Source organism: Pseudomonadota bacterium (assembly GCA_016711215.1).
Taxonomy (GTDB): Bacteria; Myxococcota_A; Polyangia.
Genome location: JADJTL010000003.1, coordinates 538,192 through 549,016, shown reverse-complemented (window position 1 = coordinate 549,016; position 10,825 = coordinate 538,192). Strand labels below are relative to the sequence as shown.

General features: G+C 72.8%; 6 protein-coding genes. 3 read left to right on the top strand and 3 right to left on the bottom strand.

Going from position 1 to position 10,825, the window contains the following annotated elements:
* Positions 1-13: 13 nt before the first annotated feature.
* Positions 14-1,516: an FAD-dependent oxidoreductase gene (locus IPL40_11170; protein ID MBK8481723.1), complete on the top strand. Its 1,503-nt coding sequence runs from the start codon at positions 14-16 to the stop codon at positions 1,514-1,516.
* Between the two features lie 8 nt (positions 1,517-1,524).
* Positions 1,525-2,493 carry a Rieske 2Fe-2S domain-containing protein gene (locus tag IPL40_11165; protein ID MBK8481722.1) on the top strand — a complete coding sequence of 323 codons (969 nt, stop codon included), beginning with the start codon at positions 1,525-1,527 and terminating at the stop codon, positions 2,491-2,493.
* Here the strand turns inward: IPL40_11165 and IPL40_11160 are convergent.
* From IPL40_11160 to IPL40_11150, 3 genes are read right to left on the bottom strand one after another with little or no spacing between them, the layout of a single operon-like run.
* Positions 2,490-3,938, bottom strand: coding sequence for a TolC family protein (locus IPL40_11160; GenBank protein MBK8481721.1), 1,449 nt, complete (start codon positions 3,936-3,938; stop codon positions 2,490-2,492). The genes IPL40_11165 and IPL40_11160 overlap by 4 nt on opposite strands.
* Entirely contained in the window at positions 3,938-5,209 is a 1,272-nt protein-coding gene (locus IPL40_11155) for an HlyD family efflux transporter periplasmic adaptor subunit (protein MBK8481720.1), read from the bottom strand. Before IPL40_11155 ends, IPL40_11160 begins: the two co-directional genes overlap by 1 nt.
* A gap of 59 nt (positions 5,210-5,268) precedes the next feature.
* Positions 5,269-7,500, bottom strand: a complete 2,232-nt coding sequence (locus tag IPL40_11150) for an ATP-binding cassette domain-containing protein (protein ID MBK8481719.1) — start codon at positions 7,498-7,500, stop codon at positions 5,269-5,271.
* Between the two features lie 238 nt (positions 7,501-7,738).
* Between IPL40_11150 and IPL40_11145 the strand changes: the two genes are divergently transcribed.
* Entirely contained in the window at positions 7,739-10,825 is a 3,087-nt protein-coding gene (locus IPL40_11145; protein MBK8481718.1) for an AAA family ATPase, read from the top strand.

Sequence of the window (10,825 nt, the reverse complement as noted above, 5' to 3'; positions counted from 1 at the left end):
GGTGGAGGCAGCGATGAAGCACCGACTACGTCCCGAGCGCCTCGAGGGCGCCCATCCCGCGGGCCAAGAGCAGCCGACGGTGCCCCTTACCTGCACCGTCGTGGGCGGCGGGCTCGCGGGTGCGGCGGCGGCCACGGTGCTCGCCGAACGCGGCGTCAGCGTGACGTGGATCGAGCGTGAGGCGTATCTCGGTGGAAGGGTAGGGGCCTGGACCGAGCAGCTCCCCGACGGCGAGCCCTTCGAGATGGAGCGTGGCTTCCACGCCTTCTTCCGCCAGTACTACAACCTGCGCGCGCTCCTTCGCCGCTTCGACCCCGACCTGTCGATGCTGCAAGCCCTCGAGGACTACCCGATCCTCGGCCCCGGGGGCGCGCGGCAGTCTTTTCGCGCGCTGCCGCGACGAACGCCCTTCAACCTCGTTGCCTTGACGCGGCGCACGCCCTCGCTCGGCCTGAGGGCGCTGCGGCGCGTCGATCTGCGGGCAGCCTTGCGCATGCTGGCCTTCGACCAGGAGCAGACCTACCGGCGCTTCGACGGGGAGACCGCGCGGGCCTACCTCGACTCCCTGCGCTTTCCGCCCGCCGCCCGGCAGCTGCTCTTCGAGGTCTTTGCTCACTCGTTCTTCAATCCCGAGGAGGAGATGAGCGCGGCCGAGCTGCTGATGATGTTTCATTTCTACTTCACCGGGAATCCCGAGGGGCTGCTCTTCGACGTGCTGCGTAAGCCCTTCTCACAGGCGCTCTGGGCGCCGCTGGAGCGCTACCTGCTGGCAAGAGCGGCGACCGTGCAGCGCGGCGAGAGCGCGCGCAAGATCGAGCGCCGCGCGACGGGCTGGCGGGTCGTCACGGACACGGGCGCGATCGACTCCGACCTCGTGGTGCTGGCGCTTCCGGTGGCGGCCCTGCAGCGCTTGGTCGCCGACTCGCCCGAGCTGAAGGACCCGACCTTCCGACGCCAGGTAGCAGGGCTGGCCCTGACGCGACCCTTCGCGGTGCTACGGCTGTGGCTCGACCGCCCGCTCGCGGCGGAGCGTGCCCCCTTCGCCGGCACGGCCGGCGTCGGCCTGCTCGATAATATTTCGCTCTACGATCGCTTCGAGGACGAGAGCGCGGCGTGGTCCGCGCGCAGCGGTGGTGCGGTGGTCGAGCTGCACGCCTACGCGCTGCCCCCCTCGCTCGCTGAGCAGGCGGTGCGGGCCGAGCTGCTCGCTGGATTGCACGCGCTCTACCCGGAGACGCGAGCGGCCGCTGTGATCCACGAGCGCTACCTCTGGCGCGACGACTGCCCAGCCTTCGCGCCCCACGCTCATGCCGACCGGCCGACGGTGGCGACGCCCTTCGCGGGGATCGCCCTCGCCGGCGACGCGCTGCGGCTGCCCTTCCCCAGCGCCTTGATGGAGAAGGCCGTGTCGTCGGGCTTCCTCGCCGCCAACAATCTGCTGGCCCCGCATGGCCTACGCTCGGAGCCGCTGCTGGTGGTGCCCACGCGCGGCCTGCTCGCCCCGCTGCTGAGCTAGGAGGAGAGATGCAAGTGAGCGTGACCAAACGAAGGCAAATCCTCGTCGGTAGTCGGTTGCCGGCCGCAGCGAACGCGGAACCCTCGCGTCCCGACTGGCAGCAGGCCAGCCCGGCGTGGATCGCTGGGGCCTTGAGGCACGCGGCGGAGCGGTCGCCCGGTGGTTGGTATGTCCTCGATGCCGCGCGCGCGATCGAGGGGCCGAGGCCCTACCGCGTCGCGGGGCGCGAGCTGGTCGCCTGGCGTGCCGACGGGCAGCCGCGGGTGGCGCCGGAGGCCTGTCCCCATCTGGGGGCGCGCCTCTCCGAAGGCCGCGTTTGCGGCGGGAGGTTGGCCTGCCCGTGGCACGACCTGACGCTCGGCCCGGAGGGGCATGGCGGCTGGAAGCCGCTGCCGGTCTTCGATGATGGCGTGCTCCTTTGGGTTCAGTTGCCCGATCGGGACCCGCCCGCCGAGCGGCCGCGCCTCGCGCCGCGCCCCCAGCGCTTCATCGACGCCGTCGTGCGCCGCGAGGCCGCTTGCGACGCCCGCGACGTGCTCGCCAACCGCCTCGACCCGTGGCATGGCGCCCACTATCACCCGCATAGCTTCGCGACGCTGCGGGTGCTGGAGCAGGCCGGGGACGCGATCACTGTGCGCGTGGTCTATCGCCTCGTGGGGGCGATCGCGGTCGAGGTGGACGCGCGCTTTCACTGCCCCGATGCCCGCAGCATCGTGATGACGATCGTTGCGGGTGAGGGGCTCGGCTCGGTGGTGGAGACGCACGCCACGCCGATCGATCCGGGCCGCACCGCGATCATCGAAGCTACGCTGGCGACCTCGGATCGCGCCGGTTTCGCCCTCGCGCGTCGCGCGGCAGGCCTCTTGCGACCTTGGATTCGGCGCGCGGCAGCTCGGCTCTGGATCGAGGACGCCGCCTACGCCGAGCGTCTCTACGAGCTGCGTCAGGCGCGACAGGGCGCCACCGCGGCGGGCTAGCGACCCGGGCGGCCCGCGGGATCGTCGACCGTGGCGAGCAGGGCCTCGTAGTCGGCGAGGGCCCGACGAAAGCCTGCCGCGGCGTCGATCGTGCGCTTGTCGGCCTCGGCGGCGGCCAGCTCGCGGAGATTGACGGTGAGCAAGGTACCGGCGCCGAACTCCAGCCGCTCACGCTCGGCCGCCTCGACCTGATGGGCCGCCTCGCGCTCCTCGCGCGCCACCTCGGCGCGCTGGCGCGCCGCCAAGATCGCGGAGCGCGCGTCGCGGAGCTGCGCCTCGACCTGCTCGCGTTGGAAGCGCTGCTTCGCCGCGAGCTCGCGCTGCCGCGCCGCGGCGCGCAGCAGGCCGCCGCGGGCCTTGCGTAGCGGCAGGGGCCATTCGAGCTTGAGGCCCACGCCCACCTCGCCGCGCCGGTCGCGATAGGCCTCGTCGCCGAGGTCGAGACCGAGGTCGACGATGGCGGCCAGCCGCGGCAGCCGTTGGTTGGCGAAGAGGCGCGCCTCCACCTCATTGTCGGCCTGCGCCAGCTCGAGCTGCAGCAGCTCGGGGCGGCGCCGCAGCGCCGAGCGAAGATCGCTGGTGACCGGTCGTGGCTCGCGCGCCTCGGGCAGCAGCGGTGCGGACGCCGGCAGGCGCTCGCGTCCGGCGCGGAGCGGGTTGCCGCTGGCGTCGCGCAGGAAGAGCGAGAGCTTGATCGCGCTCTGCTCGAACTTCCGCTGAGCGCTGACGACGCCGCCCTCGCGCATCAAGATCGTGCGCCGGTTGTCCAGGACCTCGATGCGCGGCAGGTCGCCGCGCGCCACGCGCGAGCGCAGCGCGTCGTCGCGCTCGCGGGCGATCGCCAGCAGCTTGCGATCGACCTCGAGCTTCAGCCCGGCGGCGACCCAGGCCCAGAAGTGATAGGCCGCCTGGCGACGCAGCTCGATGCGGAGGGCGCCGACACCCAGCCGAGCGGCCTCGCGACCGAGCCTGCTGCGCTGGAGCTGCGCCCGGCGCGCGTCGATCGGCCCGTCGCGAAGCAGCGGTAGCTCGACGCCGGCGCGAAGCTCGCCTGCCCCCGCGGTGCCGTCGCCCTCCTTGTAGATCGGGAGGTCGCCGTGCCCGAGGCGCCAGCGGCCGAAGAAGCGCGCGCCCCAGAAGGGCGTCGGCTGGCTCAGCGTCACGCTCGCCACGCCGTACTCGTAATCGGCGTGGGGCAGCCAGCTGCTCTCGGCGCGCAGCTCGGTGTCGAAGCCCCCCTCCGCCTGTAGCTGCTTTCCCTCCGCCTGGCGCAGCTGCTGCGCTGCGGCCTCGAGCAGCGGGTGGTGGCGCTCGACGCTCGCCAGGACCTCAGCCAGGCTGAGGACCGGCGCCGCCCCGGAGCCCAGCGGCAGCAGCGCACCGAGGGTCAGCGTGAAGGCAGCGACGCAGCGCGCCGCGCGCGTGTGGGGGCGAGACGGGGGCATCAGCCGCTCTTGGCCCCCGGCTTGGCCTCCACCTTCGGTGGGGTGAGCCGCTTGGGGAAGCCGTTGAGCTGGCGCCAGAGCTCGTAGCCGAGGCTGACCCGATCGAGCAGCACCCAGCCCTTCGTGCGCGCCCCCTGGCGCAGGTAGCGCCCGTCGGGCCAGCGCGCGGCTCCCGGCACCACGAGCACGCGGAAGCGGCCGCTGCCGTCCGCCGCCGCGTCGACGAAGGCGACCGCGCCGCCGAAGGTGCCCACCGCCACTGCCGGCCAACCGCTGAACTGCACCGCGGGCCAGCCCTCGAACTGCAGCCGCACGATGCGGCCGGGATCGACCAACGGCACGTCATTGCCGTCGATCCACAGCTCGACGGCACGCTGCTCGCTCGTCGGCACGAAGACGAAGAGGGGATCGCCGGCCTTGACGAAGTCGGCGCCCTCGCGGGCGACCACGCGGAGGATCGATCCCTCCCGCGGCGCGCGGACCACCATTTGCGCCTGCCGGGCGCGTCGAACCTCGACCTGGGAGAGCTCGGCACGGGCCTTCTGCACCTCGGCCTCGGCGGAGTTGAGCTCGGCGCCGAGCTTGGCGAGCTTGCCGTCGAGCTCGGCGCCCTTGGCCGAGACCTCGGCGCGCTTGGCCAGGACCTCTCCGCCTGCGCCCTCGAGCGCCGCCTGAGCGGCGAAGACCTCCGATTGGGCCTTGGCCGCTGCCAGCACGCCGAGCTCGCGGTCGCGCTCCGAGGCCAGGCCACGGTTGGCGAGGGCCTCGACGCGCTGGACATTGAGCTGCGCCGTGGTCGCGGTCGCCTTGGCCGCCACGAGCTCCTGCTCGCTCGCTTTGACCCGGTTCTGTGCGACGCGCACGCGCGCCTCGGCCGCGGCGAGCTCAAGCGTGCGGGCCGAGCGTAGTGCGACGCGCTGCCGCTCGTAGGCGCCGATCGCGAGCTCGCGCGCCGCCAGGCGCGCGGCGGTGGCGTCGCGTTCCTGCTGCAGGCGCAGCAGAATCAGCGGGTCGTTGTCGGCCAGCTCGAGCAGGCGATCGCCCTTGCGAACGTGGCTGCCCTCATGGACCCACCAGTTGAGGATGCGGCCGCCGATCGGCGCGCCAACCACCTGGGCGCGTTCCGAGGGCGTGAAGGCCGCGATGCGTCCGTCGCCGGGCGAGGTCTGCTGCCAGGGCAGCAGCAGCAGCGCCACGCCGATCAGCAGCAAGAGCGCTACGATCAGTCGAGCGGAGAGCGCCACGCCTCGCGACGCCCTCACGAGCTGCATCGCCGTCAACCCGGCGCTGGCGGAAACGCGGGCGCTTGCCCCGGAGTTCTTGCTGGCGCTCACGTCGCTTCCTCCGCCGCGGGCTGAACGTTCGCAGTGAGCGCCAGCACCCGGTCGCAGCGGCGGAGCACGTCGTCGTGCTGGCTCGCGATCAGCAGGGTCCAGGGCGCGTCGTCGGCGTAGAGCAGCTCGAGCAGCGAGGCGCGCGCCTGCGGGTCGAGTGCGTCGAGCACCGCGTCGACCAGCAGCAGCCGCGGCGCGCGCAGCAGCGCGCAGGCCACCGCGAGCCGCACCCGCTCTCCGGCGCAAAGCGGGGCCCCCTCGGCGCCCAGCGGCGTGTCCAGGCCCTCGGGCAGGTGCCGCACCACGGTGCCGAGGCCAACGCGGTCGAGCACCCCCTGGAGCGCCTCGTCGCCCGCTCCGCCACCACGCAGCTGCAGGTTCTCGCGGAGCGTGGCCACGAGCACTGGCGCGTCGCGCAGCAGCAGTAGGCCTTGGCGCAGCTCCGGCAGGTCGACCAGGCGCAGCTCGACGCCGTCGATGATCACGCGCCCCTCCTCGGGCGCGCGGAGCCCGTAGAGCGTGTCGAGGAGCTGACTCTTGCCGCTGCCGCTGGCGCCGGTGATGCCGATCCGCTCGCCCGCGCCGATGCGCAGGTCGAGCGTCTGGGCGGTCGAGCCGAGGCCGCCCAGACGAACCCCCTCCAGCGCGGCGCTGGCGGCCCCGCTGCCGCCGCCAGCCGGCACGCCGAAGGCGGGCTCGAGCGGCAGGTCGATCAGCTTACCCAGTTTGTCGATCGCCGCCGCGAGGTCGTAGAAGGTCTCGAGCTGCTTGCCGAACTTGGCCAGGCTGGCGACCACGACCGTCACAATCAGCTCGGCGGCGACGAGCTGGCCCAAGGTCAGCTGTCCCTTGAGCACCAGCCAGCCGCCGATGGCCAGCAACGCGCTGCTGAAGAGCACCTGCAGCCCGATCAGGCCGACGATCTGGCGCAGCACCCGGCGGAAGTGCCCGCCGCGCGCGCGCAAATAACTGCGGGCGAGCTCGTCGGCGCGGGCCGCAGCCGCCCCGGCATCGCGCCGTGACCTGAAGATCAGGGGAAGGCGCGCCAGCTCCTCGAGCCACGCGGCGATCGCGTACTTGGCATACGACTCCTCGATGCTGCTCTCGATCGTGCCGCGACCACCAAGCAGCAGCACCGCGGCGAGGGCCGCCACCAAGAGCACGCTGAAGGCGACCAGCAGCGGATGGTAGAAGCTGAGGATGGTGATGCCGATGACGACGGCGAGGGAGAGATCGAGCCCGTCGAGGAGCAAGGTCGCCGTGGCCTTTTGCAGGGTCACGACCTCGAAGAAACGGTTGACCAGCTCGGGTGCGTAGGCGCGCTCGAAGGCGCCGAGGCGCACACGAGGGAGGCGCGTCGCGAGATCGACGACCGTTCGCACCAACACGCGCCGCTGGAGCTGTTCGACGACGATGCTCTGGAGCACGCGCAATCCGCCCGCCAGGACCAGGCCCGAGAGGAGCAAGAGCGTGAGGACGAAGAGGGGCTGCAGCAGGCCGCCGAAGGCGATCGTGTTGACGAGCGCCTGCACGGTGAGCGGTGTGGCGAGCGCCAGAACCCCGGCGAAGGCGGCGTAGACGCCGAGGGCCCAGAGCGTCTCTCGCTCCAGTCCAAGGGCGGCGCGCAGGCGCCGCAGGGGCGAGGGCGTGCTGCTGCTGCGCTCCTGACCCGCGCCCAGCGCCTCGAGCGGCAACGCGCTCTCGAGGGTGAGCCAGCTCGTCGCTTGGCGCGCGCTCGCGAGGTCCAGCAGCGAGGCCAGCTCGACCGTGCTCAGCGTGCGGCTGCGTGCCTGCCCCTCTTGCAGCACGGTCGCGCGCAGGCGTCGACCGCGCCGCTCGGTAATCAGCACCCAGCGCAGGCTACCGTTGTCGGTCGGGCCGCAGGCCAGCAGCGGCGCCTGAGGGTCGACGAGCTGGAGCGCGTCCCTGACGGAGAGCTGGCTCTGGCCCGCTTTGAGGCCGAAGGGTGAGGCGAGCGCGATCAGCGCCCGGCGCGCCCAGGGAACGCAGGCTTCGCCCTCGTGCGGCGCTTGCGGCGCCGGGATCCGGCGCGTCCCTGCCGAGGCCAGCCCCAGCCGGTCGAGCACCAGCCCCAAGACCAGGCGCAGGCTCTCCGCGGCTGCGGGAGCCGCGCCGCCGACCGCGGTCGAGCCGCCCTGCGCCCCGCAGCGCGAGGGCGGGGTCGCTGGTGGCGCGTGCTTCGGCGTGTCGGCTGGCTCGGGGAGCATGGATCATCTCGCGGCGCTAACGCGCGCGCCCCGGCAGTATGCCGACCCTCTCCCGCCCGGGCAACCCGCCGCCAGGGTCTGGGTAGCGGCCAGGGTCTGGCGCTAGGGTCTGGCTTTGCCTTGGGGACAATGGGCGCCCTTCCTGCTAGTTTCCGCGGGCGTTCGCATGCCGGTCGATTCGTGCCGCGAGGGATCTATGTGCTGGTGCCGACCACCCCGATGGTTCGTCGTGGCAGCGATGGCTGCGCTGGTCTCGTCCGCCCTGGCGGCGCGCGCGGCTCGACCCGACGCGGGCGTCACCGCCACCGCGACGAGCACCGACGCGCGCGACGCGGGGCCAGCGCCGCGCGATGCAGCCGCAGACGCCGCGCCGCCGCAGCTTCCAGCCGCGGTCGCCGCCCTGCGCTGGACCACGCGCCAGCTCCAGGCGCTCGTCGACGAGCGCCTCGCGGTCGCGATCGATCCGGCGACCCTCTTCGAGGTTCCCTTTGAGGACGAGGCGGCGATTCGGGTCGAGACCGAGCGCCTGCGCGCGATCGTCGAGGCCGCCGCCGCGCCCAGCGACGCCAGCGTCGGCCAGGCGTTGCGCCCCCTCGACCCCATGCTCTATGCGGCGCGGATCGAGCTCGATCGCGCCCGGCTCGGGTTCTACTCGCTCGGCAGGGAGCAGGGGGAAGCGCTCCTCGCCCGCCACGCTCAACGCCAAGGGGCCGATACCTCCTCCCAGGCGGCGGTCGAGGTCAACGAGGCCAACCGGCGGGCGCAGTCCGCAGAGACCGAGCGCCAGCGCGCGCTCGACGCCGCGAGGCGGGCCCGCAGCGAGGCCGAACGGATGGTCGCCGAGGAGCGGGCGCGTCTCCTCGGTGTGGCAGGGGCGCAGGCGCAGCTCGAGGGCAAGCAGGTCGGCGAGCGCCAGGCCCTGAAGGCCCGCGCGGAGCAGACGCTCGGCTTCGTGCGGCGCGTGCGCGACGCGATCGCCGCTGACCCGGGCGACACCGCCGCCGCGGCCGACGCGCTCTACCTCGGGCTGCGGACCTGGCTGCGGGCGACGCGCGATGCGCTCGCCGAGGCCCTCTCCGCCTCCGCTCGGGAGATCCCTGCGCCTGGCGAGGATCGCCTGGCGGGGCTCTCCGTCGATGTCGACCGCCGCGACAACGATCGTGCGCGCGCCGAGCTGGTCAAGGCTGCAGCCGCGCTGCGTGCCACCGAGGAGGCGCTGCGCTGGGATCGCATGACTCAGCTTGAGGCCGAGACGCTCGCCCTCAACACGGCGAGGCTGCAGCTCCTCGCCAAGCTCTCGCGGGCCCGCCGCACGGCGATCGTCGGCTTCGGCGAGGCCGGCTGGGATCAGGCGGTCGCGGAGGTGCGCCAGGTCGTGCTCGTCATCGGCTACCACCTGAAGGTTTTCACGCGCTGGCTCTCCGCGCTCAGAGGTGGCGCTGGTGGGGCGCGTGGCAAGTCCGCGATGGTCGCGACCTTCGTCGCGTTGAAGTGGCTCCTCGTGCTCGTCGCGTTCCTTTGGTGGCGCCCGCGCGCGCAGGCGGTGCTCGAGCAGTGGCGCGACCGCGCCCGCGAGGAGGACCGCCGCGCGCGCCGGACCTCCCCCGGTCTGCGGCAGCGTGCCATCGGCCACCTGCTGCATGTGCGGGGGCCGCTCGAGTTGCTGCTCCTCGGCCTCGCCCTGCTCTGGCTGCTTCCCGCGCAGGCCAAGGGGCTCTTCGAGGTCGAGATCCTCTTCGTGGTCGTCGCCTGGACGCTCGGCGGTGCGCTCGCGGTCATGAGCATCGATGCCGCGGCCTCAGGCGTGGAGGAGGTCGTGGGCGGGCGAGGCTCCGCCAGCGCGCAGTTGCGCCTCCGATCCCTGCGACTGACGGGCCGCACCGTCGTCGTGGTCGGGCTCATTCTGGCGATCAGCGCCAGAATCGTGGGCAAGGGGACGATCTACAGCTGGGTGCTCTCCACCCTCTGGTTCATCGCGCTTCCGGTCTTTCTCGTGCTGATCCGCTGGTGGCGTCACGAGATCTTTCGGCGGATGGCGCGCTTCCGTCGCAGGCGGGCGTACTTCCGCTGGGTCGTCGATCACCAGACTGGGTGGCGAAGCTTCCCCGCCGCGACCTCGGGCGGCGTCTACCTCTTCTTCCACGGCGCCGCTCACGCGAGTCGCACCTGGCTCAGCAGCTTCGATGTCACCCGACGGCTGCTCGCCTACCTCTTTCGTCGCGGGCTCGACAAGCTGGCCGACGGCGCGCGGTTCAGTCTCTTGCCGGTGCCCGAGGCGCTCTTCGCCAAGTTCTCGCCGACGGCGCCGCCAGCGGAGATCCTGAGCGACGAGGAGGATGGCGTCGCGCCGGTAATCAAGCGCATCTGCGCGGAAGGCGGCGGCGTCTACGTCGTGGTGGGCGAGCGCGGTGGTGGCAAGAGCACGGTGCTCCGCCGCGTGCGCGATTCCCTCGCCGCGGTGTCCCTCGTCGATTGCCCGATTGCCGGGCTCGACGCGCTGCGCCTGCAGCTGGCGCGCACGCTGGGCCTCGACGAGCGCGCCAGCCTCGAGGAGGCCGGCCGGGCCGCCAACGCGTCGAGCGCGCCGGGGGGCGATCCAGCCCTGCTGATCGATAACGCCCACCGCCTGATTCAGCCGCGGATGGGGGGGCTCGCCGCCTTCGACCAGCTCCTCGACGCGGCGCGGCACCACAGCAGCTCCTGCAGCTGGGTCTTCGCGATCGACCATACGCTCTGGCGCTTCTTCGAGCGCGCGCGGGGCGCCCGACCCGCCTTCGACGAGGTGATCACGCTCGCGCCCTGGTCCGAGTCCAGGGTCGTCGCGCTGCTGAGGACCCGCTCGCACGAGGCCGGCATCGAGCCGCGCTTCGACCACCTGGTCGAGCGCCTGCCCACCGATGCCGACGAGCTCGAGCTCGAGGAGGCGCATGCTCGCACGGAGGCGCGCTACCATCGCCTGATCTGGGACTACGCCGCTGGAAACCCCGGCGTCGCGCTCCATATGTGGCGGCGTTCGCTCGGTCTCGACCCGCAGGGACGGGTCTTCGTCAAGCTCTTCAGGGCGCCGGACCCCACGGATCTCGAGGCGCTGCCCGACCGCGCGGTTTTCGTCCTCCGTGCCGTGGTTCAGCTCGAGCTCGCCACCACCGCTGACATCCGTCAGGCGACGATGCTGCCCGAGGCGCAGGTGGAGAACGCCATCCGCTATGGCCTCGCCCGTGGCTACTTCGAGGAGGTCGAGGGGCGGTATCGGGTCACCTGGGGCTGGTTCCGCGCCGCCACCCGCGTCCTTCAGCGCCGGCACCTGCTGCCCGTGGCGCGCTAG

What these genes read in the sequence shown, in the direction of transcription:
- IPL40_11170 (MBK8481723.1), top strand. Translation starts at nt 14, where the DNA reads ATGAAGCACCGACTACGTCCCGAGCGCCTCGAGGGCGCCCATCCCGCG.
- IPL40_11165 (MBK8481722.1), top strand. Translation starts at nt 1,525, where the DNA reads ATGCAAGTGAGCGTGACCAAACGAAGGCAAATCCTCGTCGGTAGTCGG.
- IPL40_11160 (MBK8481721.1), bottom strand. Translation starts at nt 3,938, where the DNA reads ATGCCCCCGTCTCGCCCCCACACGCGCGCGGCGCGCTGCGTCGCTGCC.
- IPL40_11155 (MBK8481720.1), bottom strand. Translation starts at nt 5,209, where the DNA reads ATGCAGCTCGTGAGGGCGTCGCGAGGCGTGGCGCTCTCCGCTCGACTG.
- IPL40_11150 (MBK8481719.1), bottom strand. Translation starts at nt 7,500, where the DNA reads ATGCTCCCCGAGCCAGCCGACACGCCGAAGCACGCGCCACCAGCGACC.
- IPL40_11145 (MBK8481718.1), top strand. Translation starts at nt 7,739, where the DNA reads ATGGCTGCGCTGGTCTCGTCCGCCCTGGCGGCGCGCGCGGCTCGACCC.